The organism is Mesobacillus sp. ABV4_180 (assembly GCF_056158485.1).
The window spans coordinates 2,565,081-2,587,684 of the sequence record NZ_JBSWTJ010000001.1; the positions used below are offsets into that span (position 1 = coordinate 2,565,081).

The following is a 22,604-nucleotide window of genomic DNA, read 5'->3' on the forward strand; positions in this document are numbered from 1 at the left end:
TGTTAGTAAAAAATACGGAAGAGGTGAATTCAAATGGAAAATGATCATTTAAAACTTACATCTTCCGAAATAGGGACACTATGGGGTGAATATGTAAACGGAACAATGGCCGAGATCGTAAATAGGTATATGATTTCTATTATAGAAGACGAATCAATTAAAAATGTTTTTGAAAGGGCCATTGAGATTTGGGAGAAGCAAAAGAAACAGATTGTTTCATTCATTGAGAAGGATGGATTTCCAGTTCCGATTGGATTTACTGAGTCCGACCTTAATAAAGGTGCAAAGAGATTGTTTTCCGACACATTCTGTTTGAATTATTTACATATTATGACCATACACGGGCTATTAGGTCATACGACTGCATTCAGTGTTTCGGTCAGAAAGGACTTACGGGATTTTTACAATTCATGTGATAATGATGCTAAAAATATGTACGACTTAACTATTGAGTTATTGCTTGAAAAAGGGAAATTCCAAAGAGACCCCTATTTCTATCCTGATGAGAACCCTGATATCATTTCTACCAAAAATTTTACTGATGGATTTTTCGGTAAAGGGAGAGTTTTATCTGCTACAGAAATAATCAGTATTTCTCTTAACATTAAAAAAGGAGTTATGGCAAAGGCTCTTTCAATCGGTTTCAGTCAAGTCACAGAATCGAAAGAAGCAAGAAAGTTTCTTGAGGATTTAGGAAGAACCGCAGATGAAAACCTGCAAGCCCTCTCAAAGATTATGCACAAGGATAATTTACCAGTTCCGATGTCATGGGAATCAGAGATTACAACGTCAACAGACTCTCCGTTTTCAGATAAACTAATGTTGTATCATATGGGTTTCCTGGCTCAAACTGCACAAGTATATTACGGGACAGGTCTAGCAGGAGCCATGCGAACAGACCTAGCAATTGCTTATGAAAAAGCAGTTCTAAAAGTACTGGGAATCACCAAAAACTGGTTCGATCTTATGGTGAAAAACAAGTGGTTAGAACAGCCGCCACTTGCTCCCAATAGAAAAGAACTTGCACAAGATAAATAAGATGTACCCCTCTTTAGCGAGGGGTATATTTCAACAAAAAAGGCCGTTAATCCTGCGGGATACGCATTCGTTATTTAAGGATAACTGTAATTTCATCATTTTAGATGATATGACCATTAACTTCAGTTGTTCCTGTACAGACACTCATTTACGGATTGTTATAAATCGTCCGCCGAGGAAAATGTTCTTTGGTCCATTTATTTTGCCTAATAGTTCAAGGGCTTTACTCACCAACCATACCGTCGTTATCACGATCGTCCATATATGGGTATAACCAATGATCACTTGTTATTGGCATACTGAAACCTGCTGCTTTTGCTTCTTTAATCGTCACCTGTCCATTACCGTTTGTATCAACACTAGAAATATCACCGTTAGTGTTTGAACCAGTTGAATCGGAAGGCTCACTGCCTGTTATACCGAGTGATGCGTTTATTTCATCAGGGTTGCCATTGTCAAATGTATCTACGATTTCGTTACCCATTAAAGTATAGGTATACTTATAACTTGAAGGAATCTGCGTTTCCGTATTCGGATATGTGATAATTGCCTCAAAATTAGTGGCTCCACCTGCGCTGCGGATCACGTTTTCCATATAAGCTTGATCACCATGTCGGTTGAGCGTACTATCTTGTGGGGTAATATTATAAGCATTCGATACCCCTCCGAGAGAATCAGCAATGATATGTCCTTCATCTAAAACGTCACTTACGACACCGGGAACCTTTGCCTCATCTGCATAGTATCTTCCAGAAGATAATACTGGTTCGTTACTGTCATCTTGTAGAATGATTTCGTCAGCAATGACACGTACTAGTTGCCCGTATTCATTAGTAAATGCCCAATATTCACGGTCTCCATAACCTATGTCAACGACGACATTAGGTTCACGATAACCAGACAAATCACCACCATCAACTTCAATTAGTTTGTATCCTGAGAACAATTTTTTATTTGATTGGGTTGGTGTTTCCTCTACTACTGGTTCATCAACAACTGTAGTGTTAGTTTTTTCTTTTTCACTATTTTCATTTGTATTAACTGTGGTAACTTCTTGTGGATCTGTTTCTCCATCTGTAATAGATTCATCTTCTACGTCGCTACAACCAACCATAATGATGATCGTTAAAAGTAAGATTAAATAGTTCATTAAAATTTTTATTTTCATTTTAGGACTCTCCAATAATAGTTTCAAATTGTTCTCTACTTTTCTATAACATACGACTCTAATCTACATTCGGACATATCAATTAGGGGTTAAGGATTGATAAGGAACTACAAAAAATAAATCCCATCTCATTAGATGAGAAGGGATTATTCATAATTCAATACCTAAAAAGGTCTACTAAGTGATTATACACTATCTTTCACAAGCAAAATTATCTTTATCTCTATCCATTTTTTTTTGATAGGCTGGATGATCAGATGGAACGCCATTTGGATATTTCTTTCTTAATTCAGTACAATTTTCAAAGAACTCTGATCCTCCACTTGAAGCTGCAGCTGCTTCTGCTTCTGCCTTTGCTTTGGCTTCTGCTTCTGCCTTTGCTTTGGCTTCTGCTTCTGCCTTTGCTTTGGCCTCTGCTTCTGCCTTCGCCTTGGCTTCTGCTTCTGCCTTCGCCTTGGCCTCTGCTTCTGCCTTCGCTTTGGCCTCTGCTTCTGCCTTCGCCCTCGCTTCTGCTTCTGCCTTCGCTTTGGCTTCTGCATCTGCCTTCGCCTTGGCTTCTGCCTTCGCTTTAGCATCTGCTTTTGCCTTCGCTTTGGCTTCTGTTTCTGCCTTTACTTTGTCCTCAGAATTCTTCTCCTCATTCTTAACCTCTGCTTTTGTGGTATTCGAACTTTCAGATGAACAAGCAACTAAACTAAAAATTAAAAATAAAGCAAATAAACCTACTAAATACTTTCTCAATTCAATAACCCCCATAATATTTTTTCTATCACTAACAATAACCTTATTTCCGAATTCATTAATTGGCAGTAAAAAATACATCCAATCAAATATCTTCATTGAGGGTTTATCTTATCCTTGAGGGGGGTTACCTTCACTTCCTCCACTATGTGGAGTGTTATAATACTGATTTTGAATTGTATCAGATTCAATACCGTGGTTGTGGCGTGGCTCTGGGGGAACAGCCCCTGTTTTCTTTTCCAATATCAAAGCAATAATGATCAAAACAATTAACGGTGCTCCAATTACCAACCAAATCATCTTTACCACCTCAATTAAAGCTTAAAGAAATTGGGTTTAATTGTAAATGATCTAATTACCCTATTTTTCTCAACAAAAATACTATGACCCTTCTGCTCTAAACTAATACAATGAAATAAAAATCCTGATCCAGGCTATAAGACTTTCTTTGTTGAATCCGTTATAGTTTATATCAATAAGTAAAAAGAGTAGGAGCATATTTTTATCAAAAACTATAATTAACAAAATATAAATAAAGTAAAGGACATAACATTTTTATATGACTAAAAAGTTATGTCCTTTCAGATTTCAGACTTATTGAATAGCCTTATTACTATCTCCAACCCTATAAGCAAGGTGATTTTCAGCACTAGCAATACTTATCTATTATATACCGCCTCAACGAATTGTTTATTTTCTCAATAAATCCGACAAACCGCCATCATTTCCGTACTTGAATGTACCGATTTTTTCTTCTTCTTTTGTAGAAAAACGGACTTCACCTTCTACATTTGCCGTTTTTTCTTCTTCTCCACTTTTCTTATATCCGACCTTTGCAACAAAAGTATACTTATCAGGGTCATTCTCCATTTGCTCATATGTCACGCCCTTAAAACTTAACGCGTAACCAGCATTGTGAGCAAAAGTTTGGTATTGAGTGCCTCCAAACGCTGCTATGAAAGAATGAAGTCCAGAATCTGTAAAGTACGGCCCGTATATCTTTTCTAAATACTGATCAAGTTCTTTATTTTCTTCTATATCATTATCAACAGTTCTATATTTAGGATTCCACATTAGATCCATTAACTTCTCATCTGGACCATTGAACTCATGCTCAAGAACTTTATTAATTGCTTCTTTGTTTGTTTCCTCAGATTTTGAGCAAGCAGCCATGAAAAGCACTGATGTGATTAACATTAACCCCAAAAATAGTATGGATATTATTTTTTTCTTCTTTTTAGGCATTACACTTCCCTCCCCTTTTAAAAGTAATACGTTTTTAATCCATTAAAGATTCAGTCAATTCTTTTTTCTTCAAATAATTCTCTACCTCTTATTGCCTTTGTTAGGATCGAGTGACATATTGCAGAATCAGAAAGTAATTCTGTTAATTTGCTTAAATAACAATAATGTTGATCGCTTCGTGAGGATTCAGGTATGATTTCACCCCTATGGATTATTTCTAACATCGTAGAGGTAAGAAGAACTTCAACGATGAGTAAGCCTGATTTTCCAGAGTTTATTTTGAAACCTGCAAAAACATCTTGTTTTATGTCTTTAACTGTTTGAATTAGGTCAGCTAACTTGGAACCACTAATTGATACTTTTATTAAAGGAAAACATTTAGCCATGGGGTTTTCGATTAACTTTCTATTCCTATAATCATAAACAAAATAGAATTCATCTTCATATTGTTTCAGTTTTTGGAGTTCCTTAGTTAGTAAGAAATATTGGTCTGTATGACCCGCAGAAAGTTGTGTCTCTTCTTCTGCTACAATTAAGGTCAAATTTTGCGGGGATGAGATTGGTATCGAAGTTATTTTTGTGAAATTGGAGGTTAATTCCATTAGTTTATTGTGTAGAGAATTTGGTAAATGACCTTTATAAATCCCTATCAGATATTGATTCATTTTATTTACTCTCCTTTTTGAAATAATTACGATATATAAGATAATCCTTCTTCAACGATTTTCCCCCTTCAACACAACAAGAAAAGCTGCCCTTATTTGGCAGCCCACAACTGAAAACTTCAACCCAATATTTTTACGCCATTGGGGTCCTCTAGCTGTTTTAGCGGGAAATCCTTTAGCACTGCTTCCCTGATTCGAACAGTATCACCTATCACTGTTTTAATTGTGTTAACAGATTTTCCAAATAAAATGTCTATGTCATTTTCTAACCCTTTTATCTTTGTTTCTATATGTAATTCTTGAATTCTTGTGTTATCCGCCATCGAATCTACCATGTCTTTGTTTGTTTGCAGTTCGATTCTAAAACCATAAGGTGTTGTAATAAAAGTTCTTCGTTCTCCACGATCAACTTTCCAATCCAGTTGAACTGCATTATCACAAATGGTATCTTGTTCATTTTCTAATACCAGAAATCCAACATGGTCGAAAATAACCTTCTTCCCGTATCCAAAAGTGATATTCAAAGCTCCTTTTCTTGCTTCGATAATGCGAAAAAGAATGTTTTTTTCCCGGAAATCATCACACTGTAAGGGCGGATCAAAATCCTGAAATTCTCCCTGGTATTTTCCGATCCGTTGAGAAATACGAAAGCCATTATTCAGATAAAATCTTTCTGTTTCTTCTACATATGGAGTCCAATAATGATAATGAAAAAGCACAGAAGCCACCTCTCTATTTCATTTAATAATTTAATAATTTCATATTCTTTCACAACAAACACTTATTACAATTATTCCAGCACCATCATCCCATCCCCGACACATACCTCACCAGACCGTTCTACTTTTGCCCAAACTCCAAACATTGCATCATGTTTATTTACTAAAGTTCTTAAAATGCGATGATCCTGTTTGAGTTCCTCTTGAGAATTGTTTACCATGACGCACCTTGGAAGCTGTGCAACAATCCTCAAAGAAACACTTGGTCCTACTTGAATGAGTCGGTCCACCCACTCATCTTCTCGATACGTGTTTTCTTCTGTTTCGATTAACAAATTGGCTCGAAAGCGACGAGGGTCTACAGTTTCTCCTATTTCCTGGCTTAACGTTCTTAGAGCAGATGTGGTAATGATGCTTACCGGCCCTTCATCAAAATGTGAGATTGATGCTTCTTTTACCAAAGTCACCTGATACCCTAACAGCTCAGATAATGCTTCATTTACTTTCTCATCGTCCCCCCGAAATACTGTTCCATCGGACATGGTTAGAATTGGAGTATCCCCTTCATATCTAGCTTTATAGTTAAATAAGCCTTCCATATGTTGAAAGCGCCTGGTAGTCTTACCACTGCCAAATTTCCCATGCTCATTTTGAATGGCCCATAAACGATCTCCAATGATACCTCGATCACCAAAATAAACAGAGGATAAAGATTCTCCCAAAATTGATTTCACAGGAAACCTATAGATTTCTTTGACTTTACCAATACGTTGTTTCTCTAGTTTCAAAGCTTTTGCCTCCGCATTTTTTACTAATTGCTTCAATTTATTATTCAATAAAAATCCATTTAATCCTTCCTGGATTAACTCACAGTGCTTTTCAAAGAACGTGTTTTTTTTAAAAAAATCCAGTACTTATGTTAGGATGACCCATTCCGTTTTAGGATGCATATCAATGAAAATGGCGTGTAAACTGACAACAGTTTTGACACGCCATTTTTCTGTTCTACTTTTTTCATACATTTCAAATATAAGCAGGAAAATCACCATCTTCACAAATAGAGAATGAAGAAGCTTCACACCGCCTAGACCGCTTCTTCGGCCGGGCGAGGAAGGTCGCTGAATGATGGTGGTTTAGGACCAATCAACACCAGCCCAAGTGGATTGCAACTTTCGCAACAGAACGATTTGCCCGAGATGATAAGTATCGTGCATCATGATATGGCTGAGTAAACACTCAATAGATGACCTGTTAGCTGCATACGGAGCTTTTAACTTTTCATCGTCAAGGTCCGTAATGACCGTTTTTAATTTATTCATGACTTCATTAAGGCGCTGCACTGTCTGGGCCCACCCAAATTCGTCTTCTGAATTCCCCGGATTCCCAAAGGTTTCTTCATTGTCTTCTGCCTTATGCGGATTCTCTGTGCCCTTAATTCTGTGGATTACGTCTTCATTCCAAAATGTCAAGTGGTTGACAATCTGCCAAATCGAATTGCTCATTCCCGAACTTGTCCATGCTGCCTCAGCTGCGGTGACTCCATCAAGCGCCTGATCCATGGATGCAAACCAATCATTCTCATGCCAATGCATGTCGAGTTGTTCTAAAAACATTTCGGTTACAATTTTCATACAACCAATCTCCTCACTGTTTAGTGTAATCTTTCATACGCATAAAATATCCTTCATTTTCGACTGTCGGATATATAACGAATAAACATTCTCAATAAAATACTCCAATCATTTACTTTCACAATACAACAAAACCATGAACACTATGACTTATTCGGGTCATTCAGCATTTATTCCTTCATCATGACAAAAAAGTACCCTATGGGGCAGACTCATTTTAGTGTCTACTCTATAGGGTACTTTTACTTTTTCTGGTTGACCTGTTGGCTATACGACATACCTGGCCTTTAATTTTATAAGTGGCTTAATTCATTTAATGCTTTAGCATAGATGGCTGTCACATTGATAAAATAATCGGTTTCAATAAATTCATCCATTTGGTGATAGCTATCTACTTTAACAGGGAACGTAAGCATTTCATTTTTCATAAAAGCTGCATATGTTCCCTTCTTCTATTCCACATATAAATTAATTCGCTGCATGAGTTTGAACCGCTACTTCAATACGTTGCTTCTTTATCACGATTACAAATAGACTCGCAACTACACAGAACATTCCAGCTAGAGTAAATGCCCATGAATAGGAATTGAATAAGTTATATAGGACCCCTGCTCCGCCAGCTGCAACCGCTGCACCTAATTGGTGAGATGCAAAGATCCACCCATATACAATTCCACTTTTTTCTTTTCCGAAAATTTGCCTTGAGATGTTGACAGTTGGTGGGACAGTTGCGATCCAATCTAATCCATAAAAGACTGAAAATATGATAAGCAGTGTCATTGATCCCTCAGAAAGAGCAAAAGGAAGAAATACAAGTGAAGCTCCTCTCAACCCGTAATACCAAAACAACAGCCATCGATTATCAAATCGATCGGATAGCCAACCAGAAAGAGTAGCTCCGATTAAATCAAACACGCCCATCAATGAAAGCATGGATGCTGCCGCAACAGCAGTAAAGCCAAAGCCTATACAGTAAGAAATAAAGTGGGTACCGATTAATCCACTAGTTGATAGTCCACAGATAAAAAAGCTTGCTGCCAGCAGCCAGAATTCCTTGACTTTTACCACCTCAAATAAGGTTCCAAAGGCAATAATGACAGGATTTTTCTTTTGAACTTCTTCCGTTATACTCAATTCCTCTACTATCCCATACGGAAGGAGTCCTATTTCTTTTGGTGAGTTTTTCATAAATAATAGGATGACTGCCAGCATAATGACACTGAGAACAAGAATAAGAGCCATGGCCCATTTCCATGAATGCGTTTCTACAATGATCGCAAGCATTGGCAGGAGGACTAATTGTCCAGTTGCCGTACTCGCTGTTAATATACCAAGTGCCAGTCCTTTTCCTTTTTCAAACCATGTATTTGCTATGTAGGGGCCCAGTACCGTCAGGAATAAACCAGAACCTAAACCTATGATAACTCCCCAAATCAAAATTAATTGCCAGGGTTTAACCATAAAAAAGGTCAACAATACCCCGACCAATAATGTCGTCATTGCTAAAATCATCATTTTCTTTAAGCCTGTTACCTCTATTAAAGCGGCCATAAAAGGACCAGATATTCCGTATAGAAGAAGGCTGATCGCAAAAGCAAATGAGATTGTTGAGCGTGCCCATCCAAATTCAGCTTCAAAAGGCACGATAAAGACCCCTGATGATGACCGAATAATACCTGCAATAAGAATGGAAAGGAAAGCGATGAATAAAATAACCCAACTATAATGAAAACGTTTCAAGCCTTCACCCCGCTGCATGTATATATAGAATCAGAAATCACTTTACACTACTGGAAATGAACATTGAAGCATCCTGATTCATAAAAATCCGATTTCCATGATGGAATGTCTTTATTTCAATGGAGGTAAATCCAACTTCGGATAACCTTTTCTTCAGTTCTTCATGCAGAAACCCATTATGAACTTTCGGATGATCGATTTGATCGTTTTTGTCAAAATCAACAATAATCAGCTTGCCGCCATCGTTTAAAAGGGTGAACAATTCTTGTAGAATTTTTTCAGTATCCGGAATATGAAGAAGCACTAGTGACATCAAAACAATGTCGGCCTTTAGTTCAGGAGTCTCTTGAGTAAAATCTGAATAAAGAACTTTTGCATTGGTCATTCCTTTGCGGGAAATTTTAGCTTCCGCAACATCCAACATTTGTTGTGATGAATCTACCAACAAAATCGAATCTACCAAATCGGATAGTTCCAAACTGATAAGGCCAGTACCACTCCCATAGTCTATTAAAGATTTCGATTTACTATTTTGTAATTCCAATCTAACTTCCTTCACGATCACTTTCGCTAAATCAATCCGTTCCTCAGTATCATATCTTTTTGCCATCTGTTCAAAAACGTTATTTTCCATAATTCCTCCCTAAAAATCAAGACTGCATAGAGGTTATTATAGCAAACCTTAAGATATGCTTCCCCCTGAAGGCTTATTGTATAGAACCTGGTGTACTAATAACGACTATTTAACATCGAAATATGGCCCGATTTTAACAAGGCGTTAATCCTCCCTTGATCAACGCCTTGTTAAATAGGAATCACTTATTCAAAAAACTCCATATGTTTTTTCTCTTGCCTATAATAATCCAGTCGATCTTGTAACGTACCTGTATGAAATTCAAACTTATGACCATCTGGGTCCGTAAAGTAAATGGACTTTTTATCTTTTTCATCTCTAGGACGACCTGAGAGGATGTTAACATTCAAGTTTCTTAATTTTTCGTACATAGGATCGAAGTCAGCTTCCTCTATCGAGAAAGCGATATGTGTGTAAGAATTATTTATTTCATTACGGGGTATATCTTTCTCTTCATTTAGAGCCAGCCACATTCCATCTAAATCAAAGTAAGCCGTGCTTCTGCCTTTTACTAACAATTTAGCATCAAATACATTTTTGTAAAACTTCATAGAATTTTCTAAATTGGAAACCGAAAATAACAAATGATTAATCCCTTTTATCGACACTGGATCACCTCAAGTATGTTAGTAAATGATTGTTGCTTTTAAAAAAGAAACATTATTGCATATGTGCATTGGTAAATCTAATCTAATTTTCAATCACGATTTCCCCTTCACCTTTTGGTGTTTCAAAACCATTAAGATAGGAATGTAACAACTCTTCCGTTACAGGAAAAGCATTCGCATCTAGACGTTTGTTTCGAATCCTGAGCCGTTCACGCAAATTATCGGGATGAACTTTTAGATAAATGAGTTTCCACTTTCCGCCGGCTTGTTCAATTAGTTGTTTATATTCCACCCTTCTTGCTTGCTCCCAAAAACTGAAGTCAATAATCACTTGTTTCTTATCGCGGATCAATTCCACTAAAAGGTTGCGCAATTTGCTTTCTGCTTCCCTCTTGTATTCCTCAATCTTTTCACAAGGGAAGTCAATTCCATAACGGCCATGAGTTTTCCATATTTCTTCATCAATAGAAAGGCGGACAAAACCTTGTTTTTCTAATTGCTGTGAAAAGGTCGTTTTCCCGGACCCAGCCACCCCACACATCATGACAACTAGCGGGGTATGAATATTTCTTTCAGCATAAATAATGTCAAAATTGAAATTCCCAAACATCTAGATGCCCCCATATCAACTGGAAAATAAACTAGATTTCTTAACTTTGTTCTGACTCAATAAATATCCTTGATGCAGAACCAAGATGACTATTTTTGCGAAAAACACCTTTTCACATACCCTTGAAAGGTGTCAACATCAGAATTAAACATGAATTCCCAGAAGAACCTCCACAAATGGCAAACCACCACTGACACAGTAATAGCTTAAGATATGCAGACATTGACCATTGCATATCTTAAGCTTCAATGAAAATCTCCAGCTGAAAGACTACTACTCCACTTTATAATAAAGCCAAGTACCTGAAAACGAAGCAAAACAGTCCTCTCAAGGATTTAATAAAACTCACTCACTGATAAACCCTTCCCGCAAACCATTCCGCAAAAACGGGCTCGGTTCACCTACACTGTAGAGCTGCAAATAATGCATCGCTCTGGTGCAGGCGGTGTAGAATGTTCTCCTCAGGCTTTCATCACCGTATACATTCTCAGATGCATCATAAATGATGACGGCGTCAAATTCGATTCCCTTAGATAAATACGACGGGATGACAACGATTCCCTGCTCATATTCAAGCGAGCCGCTTTTTATGAGTTTAAGATCCTCAATGCCGGACAGGGACTCATAAGCACTGATACTTTCCTCAGCAGATTTGCATATAATTGCAATGCTTTGGTAACCAAGACTTCGCAATTCTTCGACCTTGGAGGCAATGCAGCTGTGCAGTTCTGCGTGATGTTCTAATTTTGTCAGCATAGGGCGCTCGCCGTCGCGTTCAAAAGGAATAATCCTTTCGCCGTTCGGTACGAGTCTTCGGGTAAATTCGATAATCGGTTTTGTCGACCGATAGCTCCTTGCCATATTGATCACTTCGGTTTCATCAGGTCCGTATAGGCTGGTAAGTGTTTGAAAATCAACCATTTCGCTGGCATGAGCGAAAATTGCCTGGTTAAAGTCGCCCAGCACGGTCATCCTTGCTGCAGGAAACAAACGTTTTAAAAACTCGAATTGGAATGGTGAATAATCCTGTGCCTCATCAACAACGATGTGTTTGATTGAACTGTTCGTCTGAAAACCTTGAATCAGCTCTTTCATCAGCAGAAACGGAGTGGCATCTTCGTAAAACAGTTTACCTTCATCCAGCATCTCCACAGTCGATCGGCAAATCTCCGGCCACTCCTCAGGTATATCCCCGTCGATCCACTGTTTGATCATGACGGAATCAGTAAAAAACCGCTTGTAAATTCCCTTAATGTTGACGAAACGGTATGCGTTGATCCGTTTTCGCAAGGGCTTTAATTTCTGGCGAACAATCAAGCGGGCTAGGGCATCATCTTCGATTTCATAATCATGAATCGACTCCCCTGTAAAGCCGCGTTTTTTCGCTAAATGGGTATATGCCTTATGGTACTCCTCATTACTAAGCAGTTCAATTTCCTCCTGTACCCAAGGCTTCGTCCGTTCGCGCTTCTCAGCTTCATCGATTTGCTTGGTGAGCCACTCCTTCAATTTTTCAAGGCGGCTATGGAAGCGTAATGAGGAGTCGCTGCCATAAAATCTGTCTGCTATTTGTTCAGAGGTAACAATCGGTTCTCCCCTAAAGCTAATGCTCTTGAAAACCATTCCAGATAACTCCAGCGACTTCCTGTATGAATGAATCGCCTCAAAAAACTGGGCAGATGCCTTGAACCGGATACTCGCAACCCTTGACCTGTAAGACGGAGTATCCTCTGCCGTTAAAACATATTCCAATTGGTCATATGGATTTTCGACTTCAAACTCTTTACTCAGCCGATGATCCAAATATTCCTGAAATGTGACCTGCTGCATATTCTCTTCCCCGAGCTCCGGCAGCACATTAGACACGTAACTGTTAAACATCGAATTCGGCGAAAACAAAATGATTTGATCAGCATTCAGTTGTTCTCGATATTTGTAAAGCAAATAAGCAATCCTTTGCATGGCAGCCGATGTCTTGCCGCTGCCGGCCGCACCGTGAACAATCAGCAGCTTGCCGTGATCATGGCGGATAATCCGGTTCTGCTCCTGCTGAATGGTAGCGACTATATTATGCATTTGTTTGTCAGTCCCTTTGCCGAGAACCTGCTGTAAAATCTCGTCACCAATTGTCACGCTCGTATCGAACATAGATTGAAGAACGCCGCCACGAATAAGATATTGCCACTTTTTCTCTAATTTCCCCTGGATTATACCTTCTGGTGTTGGATACTCAGCCGGACCTGGCTGGTAATCGTAGTAAACACTTGAAATTGGAGCCCTCCAGTCGTAGATCAAGAAATCTTCGCCTTCAGCATCAGTTAGCGAGGAGATACCAATATAGATTTGTTCCGGAGTGGAAGTACCTTCTTCCTTAAAATCGATTCGTCCGAAGTAAGGAATCTCCCGCATTCGACGGAGCGTAGACAAACGCTTGGATGCATGTCTGTGAGTACTTTGGCTTACGGACAGAGCTTGTGCCTCTTGCCTTAAGCCAATGATGGTCTCAAGGAAATCATCAAAGGTATCCGTGTTCACCCTGACTTCATCCCAAAAGTGCCTGCGGATCTGAACAACCTCATTCCTGCGCTTGGCAGTTTCCTCCTCCAAACGGTTGATATCATCCTTAATGGTCTCCATTACAATGTCCAACCGGCCTTGCTCCTGCTTGAGTTCCCTATTCATAGCAACACCCCTAAAATTTTTTTATATAAGAGTTGACTAACGAACTGATTTCATTGTATAATTAAAATAAGGATAATTATAACTAATAATAAATATACAATGCATATCTATATAAATTTAACACAGGATTTGATTTTTTTCAATCGGATTCTGTGAATCTAGATGTATAAAAAAAAGCAGTATTTTACGATTTCAACGTAAAATACTGCTTTTTTATATTTCAAATTAAGATTTGGTATCAATAATTTTATTCATATTACACCGCCATATAATTAGACACTTTTTCACTAAGCCTAACCCGTTTGTTCAATAATGGAATGAATAAAAAAGGCCTGGATCAACGCACCCGTTTAGCCACCACTTAAGAAAATGATGTTGTAGCTCGAAAAATTAGTTCTTAAATAATACTCCCCCATTCGAAAAACACATTGCTTTCTACTTGTAGCCACGATTCACGATAGAATCACTAGCTGAAACAATCATTGTAAATTCATAAAAGTCCCCATGTCAGCTATACATGAATCTAATGTATTATCATTTCAGAAGTTGTTTCCAAATCCCTCGAAAAATTCCTCTTAGTAATAACTCCTCCATATGTTTTAAAAAACAGCTTATTTGTGAGCATATTAATCAATTTGATAATAATTTGGACACAAGCCTTGTCAACATTGGGAGACATCTCATACTGTAAAAGGTACGACAGGACAACTTAAGAAATCAGAATTATTAAATGAGGTGATACTTTGTTAAACAGCGAACAAAACATTGAGGTAAGTATTATTATACCTTCTTATAATCGATATCCTTTAAATTTACTTACTCTCTATTCCCTTGAGAACCAGACATTTGACCATTCCAAATTGGAAGTAATCTTCATTGATGATGCTTCAACTGATCAAACTCAGGAAGTACTCGGAATCTACCAACCTTCATACCATTTTAGGTACATTAGAAATAAACAAAACTTGGGAAGAGCAAGGGTTCGGAATCTAGGAATTCAATCAGCTAAAGGGAATATCCTTATCTTTTTGGATGCGGAAATGATTTGCGAACCAGATTTTGTAATTAATCATTATCATTACCACCAAGAAAATAAAAAGGCAATAGTAACGGGAGTCATGCATTCTAAAAATATAATTTCCTGTATTTTTCCACAAACGAAATCTTCTACATTTGAAATGCTTGCAGCTAACACAAACCCCAAAATTACTAATCTTATAAAAAATTATGATCTTTCCTCAGATTTACCCTACCCACTCCTAGATAAGTTAGATATCTCAGATCAATCTTATAAAGATTGCATCATTTTAAGAGAAGGCTGGTATCAACGCATTGTCCAAAATTATGGAAACGACTTAGAAGGATTTCAGTTTCCTTGGATGGCATTTTTAACTGGTAATGTGTCAATTACTAAGGACTTTATTGTTAAAGCAGGAATGTTTGATGAAGATTTTATTAAATATGGGTATGAAGACTGGGAATTAGGCTATCGTCTATATAAAATGGGGGCCAAGTATTTTGCTGGGGATAATTTGATAACTTATCATCAAGAACATCCGATTGGCGAAAGTAAATGGAATGAGGCAATAGAAAATTTTCAATTATTCACATCTAAGCATAAAGATGTAGAAGTAATGATCCTAGGTATAGAACTAGCACAAATTACTGATTTTTACACAATGAATATTATTCTATATGAATATAACCAGCTTATAAGAAACAACGAGTTAAACGGATTTAAAGAAAATTTAGTAGATCTCCTAACAGCGATAAACCTCTTACTTCAAATCGATATAAGGCATATAAAAATTTTAGAAGCAGCTGGTTATGGCAAAGACAAAGTAAATAAGCTGGTAAAAGACATTCAATCGTTAAAAAAATCTAATGAATATATAAATCTAATAGAATTTATAGAAAAATTAATTAAATCATAAGGAGGGGATAAAAATTGATTTCAGTAATAACCTGCACTATGAGAGAAGAATTCATCGAAAATGTATTTAAGAATTTTCTTCAGCAAAATTTGGATCATAAAGAACTGATTATTGTGCTGAATAAAGACTCTATGAATATAGATAAATGGATAGAAAAGGCTAGTTATTATTCCAATATAAGAGTATACCAACTTCATGAACAAGCGACCTTAGGCGACTGCTTAAATTTTGGAATTCTTCAATCCAATTATGATATAATCGCTAAATTTGATGACGACGACTATTATGGTTCACAATATTTATCTAATGCTATGATTGCTTTTGAAAATAAGGAAGTTATGATAGCAGGGAAAAGTTCTTACTATATCTACTTCAACAATAAAAAAGCATTATTTTTTGTGCCTGGGGAAGTAAATAGTGTTACAGAAACTGTTGCTGGAGCAACTTTAGTGTTTAGGAAGGAGATATTTAAGGAAGTACGATTCGAAAAAGTAAACCGTGCAGAGGATTACTTTTTTATTGACCAAGCCAAAAAATATGGTTATCCAATTCATGCACTTGATGATCAACATTTTGTAGTTGTAAGGCATAGCATAGATAATCATTCTTGGAAGATTTCTGATGAGGAATTAATGAGTAATGGCCACTTAGTCACTTATACGGGAAACTTTGAAACATTCATTGAAAACAGTAACTTAGTTAAGAAACGAATCAGAAAGAAGAGAAGCAGAAAGAAGAAAAGCAGAAAGTGGTACTAATATCTATGCCTTTGAAAGTAATTCAGGTAACCAATTACTCTATTCAGTCCTTTATCCTTTAGCGGTTGAAAACTCCTAGTATTTCAATTTAATCTCACTGGGGACTAACTGTTGGAAAATGGAAATTTGAAAACGATTGATACGCCATTTACCTCTTATTCTTTAATTGAATAGCGATTGAATTAGTTATGCTAACTAATATCCCTATAGTCACTTTTTATCTACACCATATCTTTCAAGAATAAACAGGTCAACTCTCTTACATTTGTTAATATCTTCGAGCTGAGCTCTGGCTATCACTATACTTAGATAGCCGCCAAAAAAGGCTCCAGCCATTTTTTTAATGGAGAAGAAGCCACACAGGAGAGTATTGCCCAGATTAGAAACAGCATAAAGAAAATCTCAGCTCGTGCTGGCATAAATAGGGAAATCCATCCAACAAATTTGACACCGCTATGCCACCCACTTATGAAACAATGGAGCACCAGTAGAAGTCATTCAAAACCTTTTGGGCCTCTAGAAAAGCGAAACTACTCCGAAATATGCTCAATTAAGTGGAATGCCCAGACAGGAGTTTTATAAGAAGTATTTCTTACAAATGAGAAGAAGCAACGCTGATCAAGCGTTGCTTTTGTACTCTTGCATCCGTTAGTTCAATTACTAACCGCCCACTTATATTGTTGGTTATTATTCTTTTAAGTACCTGAACAAAGCCAAGTGAAGTAAATGCATCCATAAAAGAACAGGATATATTAGTGCCGAATACAAAAAGTTCCACTTATTGTGATAAAAGAACCCACTTTTTATTGCAGTCCATTCATAAAATAAGCTAAACATAGTCCAAAAAAATATATAGATTATTCTTTTAAAAAGAGATTTTTCTTTTGGATAAAAGTTCAGAAAAAGAATACCAGAGGCAGGAAAAAAACCAACTATTGGAAGAAATCCTTTTAATTGGAGCCCTTTTTCAAAGTATCCATATAAGTTATGCTTTAAATCAAGCGTAATATCAGAGATGAGTCCTAATGTTAAAGAAAACCAAGCAGTAGCATAGATTTCTTGTTTCTTAATATTTTTTGGAACATAATAAGCTATTAAATTAAAAATAAGAACGGAAACCAATAAATAAATCATACAATTCTCACCGCTATTTTTTAATTTCTCTAATATATTTTGCACATAAATATTTTGTCGATTTTTTTGATTTAGTTCTTCAACTAAACTGTACCAAACAACAAAAGTATTGCTATGGACTGGCAGTAAGTGCATACGTTAATTCTGTAGCATAATGGGATTGTTAAACGTCAGGTACTCAAATAATAAAGTAAAACTGGGGTTAAAAGGCTGGGTAAGCCCAGTAGCAAGGAGATTAATGTTGTTTTGTTTCGGTTCTTTCTGTCTTCAACTGATTCAGTAGCGAAATTTGCCCTCATTCTGTCTCCGCTTACTGTTGATCCTGACATTACCATTGAAATGCCGATAAAAAGAAAACCTAAAGTTCCAGCTACTAAGTACACTTTTTCAATTCCCTAAAGAGTTATTGATATTAACATACCGATTATGGATAAACATATTACCAGGAAATACTTCACGAACACCAAGAACATCACTCCTCGACCTAATTTTTTATACGGTTAAAATTTCATTCTTATTAAGCTGCCGGCCCGGTTTGTTAAATAAGGAGTTCAACATTATAGGTGAAAGGATATATACTCATCTGAGCGGAAGGCTTAGACTGGAGTTTTACCAGAAGTATTTTTAATAAAGAGAAAAAGCAACGTCCAATAAGCGTTGCTTTGTACTCTTCAAACCCATTCGTTTAAGTGTAAATCTTCACAAATCTATTAAACACATAATCCAATTTTATAAAATAACAGTTATCATTTGAAATATGTAAAAACATAAAAAATAAAACGCAGTACATAACTTGTTTTACTGCATTAAATATTTGATAAAATAATTAAAACTTTAATATAGAGTACACCTTTAAGTCTTTATGTTCCCCTTTAACATACATTACTTTTCTACTTATACCTTCAAAAGACATACCTAACTTTTCCATAACACGCTCTGAACCCTTGTTTTCTAAAAAACATCTCGCCTGAATACGAACTAAGTTCATACTTTCGAATCCAAAAGAAATGATTGCCATTGTTGCTTCGGTAATTAACCCTTTTCCCCAGTATTCTTTAGATAGAACATATCCAATTTCAGCACTATTGTTGTGTTCTGGCTGCCACCAAACAAAGTGAACTGTTCCAATGAATTTACCATTTTCTTTAAGCTCAATCCCCCATGGAGCATCATATTGAGATATAAACGTATTTATAAATTCAATTGTATCTGATAATGAGGAATGAGTATCCCAAGTTACATATCTCGTTACTTCTTCATTCGAAGCATATAAATACATATCTTCTGCATCATCTAATGTGATTTTTCTAAGGATGAGGCGTTCCGTTTCTATTTTAGGTACATCAGCAAACTTTTCTAAAATATTCATTAATTCACCACTTTACAAAATATAATCATTTTTAATATTTATTTATTTTAACATTGCAATTTAACGAAATACAAAGAGAATTCGTCCTGCGATTATGTGTTATTTCAGCTTTCTCCTTGATTACTGAATACGTTACTTTTTATCTTGACTAGCTAAGAACATATCTACCGACCCATCTTTTGCAGGGCGTGCTGCAATGTGTTAAAAGTGTTGATACCTTTGAAATCAATACCAAGCTGGACAGATGTCATTGCCACTTCCGGCCTAATTCCTGATAGAGCCGTTTGGATGCCAAGTAGGGATAACGTCTGAATGATGGAATAAATTTGCTGTGCAACCATGGTATCGACAACGGGGACACCGGATAGGTCGATGCATATCTTGTCCACTTGCTTCTCCATACATTTGGCTGGCACAGTTTCCATGATCCTTTTTGCCCGTTCCGTATCAATATCCCCTATCAGCGGCAGAACAGCAATAGTATCTCCTACAGGAATAATCGGCGCACCTAATTCAGTGATTAATTCATGCTGAGCTTTCATATGATCCCTTGTAATTTGATAGTACATTTTAGAAAATTCCTGGATTAAAAAATCAAACGCAGAATGAATGGAATGATTCCACTTCAGTATATGCTGCTTGGTAATGGAAACTTCCTGCTCCGCAACATAGGTATCCAAAAAGTCCATAATGACTGTTCGGAATTGATGGACAGCTTCAAGCACTTCATAAATGGGAGTACCCAAATCTGCCCTGCTCTGGGCTACAATGGTTGCCCATTGCTCAAGATTCTTATGATATTCTTTCTTATCATCCAATAACGAGCTGGCAATTGCTTTTGTTGTCAAAGCATTCTGCTCTCTCAAAAGCTTTTCATACTTTTCATCAGCATCAGCTGAGTAGATGGAGTTAGACCTCTTCTCTCTCATCTGTAGCCATTGATCAGCTAGAGCCGTTTTATTCTCAATCATTGCTTTATATAATTTTTCATTCATATTTTCTGTCATAGCTAACTCCTTTCTTACACTAACTTATTTCAATAATACCAGGGGTTAAGCATATCATGATATTAACTCTACTCTTTCAGCTATTAATAAAGTCATTGAAAATGATATAGATGAAACCTCTTTTTAAGCGGTTTCTTTGTTTTGCTGTAGTAGTTTGTTCATTAAATTTTAAACGCAGCCTTTTTCTTATTGAACTAAACTGCTTCGTTTGTTTAATAAGGAAATTAAAAAAAAGGCGGCTAATCCTTCCTTGATCAACGCACCCGTTACTTTAATAAAATTAACCCCCTCAATATCCAAATAGCGTGGCACCGATATTTAGGTAAAAATTCTACTTATTTTTTTAAAAATATTGCTTACAGCGATAAATTCTGTCTATTTCTTTTGATACTTCTGCATACCTATATTGAGTGGCATTTCTAATTTCATAATAAACCTTCGTACCTAAGATTATAATGGAATACGCCAAACAGTATGAATTATGGTTTCCCGAGTACGGGATAGACAGATAGAATGGATTCTATTTCATTTATTATTCCTGTTAAATAGGATTGGTCTGAACTGAAATCAAATTTTAAAACAGCCCCAATCCCTGCTGGAAAGCAAGTTTCACCTTGCCAAAAAATTCTGCCTTTTTTATCAAGTTCACCTTCGAGTTCAAGATACCCATCCATATTGATAAGGCTAGCTTTTCCTTTTAACTTTTCATCCATCATTTTTAGCTCATTGACAAAATCCTTTAATTCGTCTGTTCTTAGATCTGCATTGAATTGAGCTTTATAACCTGGGATTTCTATTTTTATTGTTGACGTGATCCAATTACCATCCCAATAATCAGTAAAATTAGGGTGACTTCTAGAAATTACTTCAATCTCTATTTTGGTATCATCGCCTGATATATGAAATTTCACGAGTATCACCTCTAAAATTGAAAAATTAAATACCTAGCTTCTATCATTCTTGTTTAATGATGTATATTCCTTCTTTAACGATCTTGCATCGTTTGTTTAATAATGGATTCAACAAAAAAGGCCGTTATCCTTCTGGATCAACGCGCCCAAATGCTGAATAACAAGAAAATACAACAGTTGTTATATGCTTAACTTTTGATACGAATTACTGTGAAGGATCTAAATGAAGAATTTCTATTTTATTGAGAGTGAGTTTTTTACTTAACGATCCTTACCTTAATGCCGTAAAACCTTTATATTTTCTTAGAATCAACCATTTTGTATGGGTGTCTCTTTTCAATAAAGGTCGAAAGCCAAATGTTAGGAGCAAATACAACCAAATAAACCAAAAAGGATAAATACAATTTCCAGCCCGTATATGTAAAAACATGAAATTTCACCGAAATCCATTCGATGGCGATCGCTACGCCAGCCCAAAAAATTACATAAGTTACAAGCTTTAGACCTTTGGGTTGCTTATATTGATAGAAGTTTACTACAAAGTAAGGCAGCGTAGGGTAAGTTGCAAAGTGCACGATTACATCAAATAGTTCATGCGTTTTATGATCAATCGTATAGTAAAAGTCATAAGGTTTCACACTGATAGTAATATCAGCTAACAAAGCAAGAAAGATATTAAATGTCCAAATAATCGTGATGGTGACAGCAGACAAGCGTCTAGGTAAAATAACCATTAGGGTCAAAGTAACTACTGTGGAAGAAATAATGAATATTTCATTTGCATCAAATTTGTCAGGAAGAGGTAAAATCATATCGTATTCACCTCTTTGTCCTTAAAAATAAGTTTTTCTAAACAAAAATAATAAATAGCCAATAACAAAATAATTAGACTGTATCTCAGATATGAATAAAATACATTCCATTTTACCCATTGTAAATATTCAATATGAACGAAATAGATTTCAATTAAAATAAGTGCTGTTAAGAAGATGAAATAATGAATACATTTACTTAAAATAGTTCTATTAGAGAACAAAATATAAATGATCCATAATAGTAACGCTGGCTTGAGTGTTAACTCAGGAATTTTTTGGGTCCAAAAAATTAATTGACTTGATGGATCTTGCTTTGTCAGTTCTAAATTTAAATTAATGATCACACCTGAATTTGTAATAAGAATATTGGAGAAAAAATAACATCCCAAGAAGTTAGTGACGTTCATTTTCTTTTTCAAGATGTACAAGGAAATAAGAGATAAAATAGCTAAAGCAAGAAACAGCCATACCGTTTTCATTTTAGTCACCATCTTTAGTTGTTTGTCATTAATTTATACATTTAACGACGAAAATACACAGTATCAAAAGAAAACAAACTTTTCACGAAAACACATATTACTTAACGTGAATTAAAAAAGACTAAAAGGACCAAGTTTCATTCAAAACTTGGTCCCTTCTGGCTTTTTATTTTTTCTATAGATTACATCATAAGTACAAAAAATGATTCCTTAACTGTCTCCTGAAATCAATCCTGTGAAAGATACATTAAGTTATTCAAATTAATATGGGATATATCATAAGTGGATTGAACTGCTCCAAGGATCCTTTTATACCCTTCAATCTCCTCTTCCAAAGGCAATTTCTCGAATAAATCCGGATCCACTGTAAAGTTATAGATTGTAGTACAAAAATCTTTGGTATCAACTAAGTCGTCAGCGAATTTTTCAAATACCAACGCATCTTCCTTGCTCAGTTTTTCATCTGAAAGAATATCCACTTTAATAATGTTTTTATATACCCCAACGTCTTCTTCTGTCATGTACTGGAATGTTGTTTCAACATCTTCCAAGGATAAAGGTCTTCTTAAATCTTCAATAATCAAATACCCTAACGAAACATTATTCTTAAACAGCATGAAGATTTCTAAATCTTTCAACCTTAGCTTCCTTTTATAAGAAATCATAGAATGCTCCTTGTTACAATTTAATTGACTACATAAATTATGTCTTCATTT

Annotated in this window: 22 protein-coding genes and 1 pseudogene; 3 read left to right on the forward strand and 20 right to left on the reverse strand. The window is 36.1% G+C overall.

Annotation, left to right across the window (positions count from 1 at the left end; genetic code table 11):
• Window positions 1–33 precede the first annotated feature (33 nt).
• Window positions 34–1,038, forward strand: a complete 1,005-nt coding sequence (locus ACXAEA_RS13115) for a DUF3231 family protein (protein ID WP_475096330.1) — start codon at window positions 34–36, stop codon at window positions 1,036–1,038.
• Window positions 1,039–1,261: 223 nt separating this feature from the next.
• Here ACXAEA_RS13115 and ACXAEA_RS13120 read toward each other — a convergent pair whose 3' ends face one another.
• From ACXAEA_RS13120 to helD, 13 genes and pseudogenes are all read right to left on the reverse strand, one after another.
• A complete protein-coding gene (locus ACXAEA_RS13120; RefSeq protein ID WP_475096331.1) occupies window positions 1,262–2,206 on the reverse strand; it encodes a DNA/RNA non-specific endonuclease in 945 nt (314 codons plus the stop codon).
• A 192-nt stretch (window positions 2,207–2,398) separates the two neighbouring features.
• A pseudogene (locus tag ACXAEA_RS13125) lies at window positions 2,399–2,527 on the reverse strand (excalibur calcium-binding domain-containing protein); the annotation flags it as partial.
• Window positions 2,528–3,058: 531 nt separating this feature from the next.
• Complete coding sequence (locus tag ACXAEA_RS13130) at window positions 3,059–3,247, reverse strand: hypothetical protein (RefSeq protein ID WP_475096332.1); 189 nt, start codon at window positions 3,245–3,247, stop codon at window positions 3,059–3,061.
• A gap of 390 nt (window positions 3,248–3,637) precedes the next feature.
• Complete coding sequence (locus ACXAEA_RS13135) at window positions 3,638–4,192, reverse strand: hypothetical protein (RefSeq protein ID WP_475096333.1); 555 nt, start codon at window positions 4,190–4,192, stop codon at window positions 3,638–3,640.
• Between the two features lie 50 nt (window positions 4,193–4,242).
• Window positions 4,243–4,857 (reverse strand): hypothetical protein, encoded by a 615-nt coding sequence (locus ACXAEA_RS13140; protein ID WP_475096334.1) that lies wholly within the window; start codon window positions 4,855–4,857, stop codon window positions 4,243–4,245.
• Window positions 4,858–4,976: 119 nt separating this feature from the next.
• Window positions 4,977–5,576 carry a VOC family protein gene (locus tag ACXAEA_RS13145; RefSeq protein ID WP_475096335.1) on the reverse strand — a complete coding sequence of 200 codons (600 nt, stop codon included), beginning with the start codon at window positions 5,574–5,576 and terminating at the stop codon, window positions 4,977–4,979.
• A gap of 71 nt (window positions 5,577–5,647) precedes the next feature.
• Window positions 5,648–6,412, reverse strand: coding sequence for an MOSC domain-containing protein (locus ACXAEA_RS13150; protein ID WP_475096336.1), 765 nt, complete (start codon window positions 6,410–6,412; stop codon window positions 5,648–5,650).
• Between the two features lie 297 nt (window positions 6,413–6,709).
• Window positions 6,710–7,207 (reverse strand): DinB family protein, encoded by a 498-nt coding sequence (locus tag ACXAEA_RS13155; protein WP_475096337.1) that lies wholly within the window; start codon window positions 7,205–7,207, stop codon window positions 6,710–6,712.
• A gap of 468 nt (window positions 7,208–7,675) precedes the next feature.
• Entirely contained in the window at window positions 7,676–8,947 is a 1,272-nt protein-coding gene (locus ACXAEA_RS13160) for an MFS transporter (RefSeq protein ID WP_475096338.1), read from the reverse strand.
• Window positions 8,948–8,984: 37 nt separating this feature from the next.
• Window positions 8,985–9,581, reverse strand: coding sequence for a class I SAM-dependent methyltransferase (locus ACXAEA_RS13165; RefSeq protein WP_475096339.1), 597 nt, complete (start codon window positions 9,579–9,581; stop codon window positions 8,985–8,987).
• Window positions 9,582–9,766: 185 nt separating this feature from the next.
• Window positions 9,767–10,189 carry a FosM family fosfomycin resistance protein gene (gene fosM, locus ACXAEA_RS13170; protein ID WP_475096340.1) on the reverse strand — a complete coding sequence of 141 codons (423 nt, stop codon included), beginning with the start codon at window positions 10,187–10,189 and terminating at the stop codon, window positions 9,767–9,769.
• An 82-nt stretch (window positions 10,190–10,271) separates the two neighbouring features.
• Complete coding sequence (locus ACXAEA_RS13175) at window positions 10,272–10,799, reverse strand: P-loop nucleotide/nucleoside kinase family protein (protein ID WP_475096341.1); 528 nt, start codon at window positions 10,797–10,799, stop codon at window positions 10,272–10,274.
• Between the two features lie 345 nt (window positions 10,800–11,144).
• A complete protein-coding gene (gene helD / locus ACXAEA_RS13180) occupies window positions 11,145–13,481 on the reverse strand; it encodes an RNA polymerase recycling motor HelD (RefSeq protein WP_475096342.1) in 2,337 nt (778 codons plus the stop codon).
• A 743-nt stretch (window positions 13,482–14,224) separates the two neighbouring features.
• Between helD and ACXAEA_RS13185 the strand changes: the two genes are divergently transcribed.
• Together ACXAEA_RS13185 and ACXAEA_RS13190 are read left to right on the forward strand one after the other, a co-directional pair.
• Complete coding sequence (locus ACXAEA_RS13185; protein ID WP_475096343.1) at window positions 14,225–15,415, forward strand: glycosyltransferase; 1,191 nt, start codon at window positions 14,225–14,227, stop codon at window positions 15,413–15,415.
• 14 nt (window positions 15,416–15,429) lie between these two features.
• Window positions 15,430–16,173, forward strand: coding sequence for a glycosyltransferase family 2 protein (locus tag ACXAEA_RS13190; RefSeq protein WP_475096344.1), 744 nt, complete (start codon window positions 15,430–15,432; stop codon window positions 16,171–16,173).
• A gap of 687 nt (window positions 16,174–16,860) precedes the next feature.
• Here ACXAEA_RS13190 and ACXAEA_RS13195 read toward each other — a convergent pair.
• The 7 genes from ACXAEA_RS13195 to ACXAEA_RS13225 all read right to left on the reverse strand — a co-directional run bounded on the left by ACXAEA_RS13195 (window position 16,861) and on the right by ACXAEA_RS13225 (window position 22,553).
• Window positions 16,861–17,442 (reverse strand): CBO0543 family protein, encoded by a 582-nt coding sequence (locus ACXAEA_RS13195; protein WP_475096345.1) that lies wholly within the window; start codon window positions 17,440–17,442, stop codon window positions 16,861–16,863.
• Between the two features lie 35 nt (window positions 17,443–17,477).
• Entirely contained in the window at window positions 17,478–17,690 is a 213-nt protein-coding gene (locus ACXAEA_RS13200) for a DUF5316 family protein (protein ID WP_475096346.1), read from the reverse strand.
• Between the two features lie 443 nt (window positions 17,691–18,133).
• Entirely contained in the window at window positions 18,134–18,676 is a 543-nt protein-coding gene (locus ACXAEA_RS13205) for a GNAT family N-acetyltransferase (RefSeq protein ID WP_475096347.1), read from the reverse strand.
• 164 nt (window positions 18,677–18,840) lie between these two features.
• On the reverse strand, window positions 18,841–19,683 hold the full coding sequence (locus ACXAEA_RS13210) for an STAS domain-containing protein (RefSeq protein WP_475096348.1): 843 nt from the start codon (window positions 19,681–19,683) through the stop codon (window positions 18,841–18,843).
• Between the two features lie 479 nt (window positions 19,684–20,162).
• The gene (locus ACXAEA_RS13215) at window positions 20,163–20,594 is read right to left on the reverse strand and encodes a WapI family immunity protein (RefSeq protein WP_475096349.1); all 432 of its coding nucleotides are present in this window, start codon (window positions 20,592–20,594) and stop codon (window positions 20,163–20,165) included.
• A 293-nt stretch (window positions 20,595–20,887) separates the two neighbouring features.
• On the reverse strand, window positions 20,888–21,406 hold the full coding sequence (locus tag ACXAEA_RS13220) for a hypothetical protein (protein ID WP_475096350.1): 519 nt from the start codon (window positions 21,404–21,406) through the stop codon (window positions 20,888–20,890).
• 709 nt (window positions 21,407–22,115) lie between these two features.
• Window positions 22,116–22,553, reverse strand: a complete 438-nt coding sequence (locus ACXAEA_RS13225; protein ID WP_475096351.1) for a hypothetical protein — start codon at window positions 22,551–22,553, stop codon at window positions 22,116–22,118.
• Window positions 22,554–22,604: the final 51 nt, after the last annotated feature.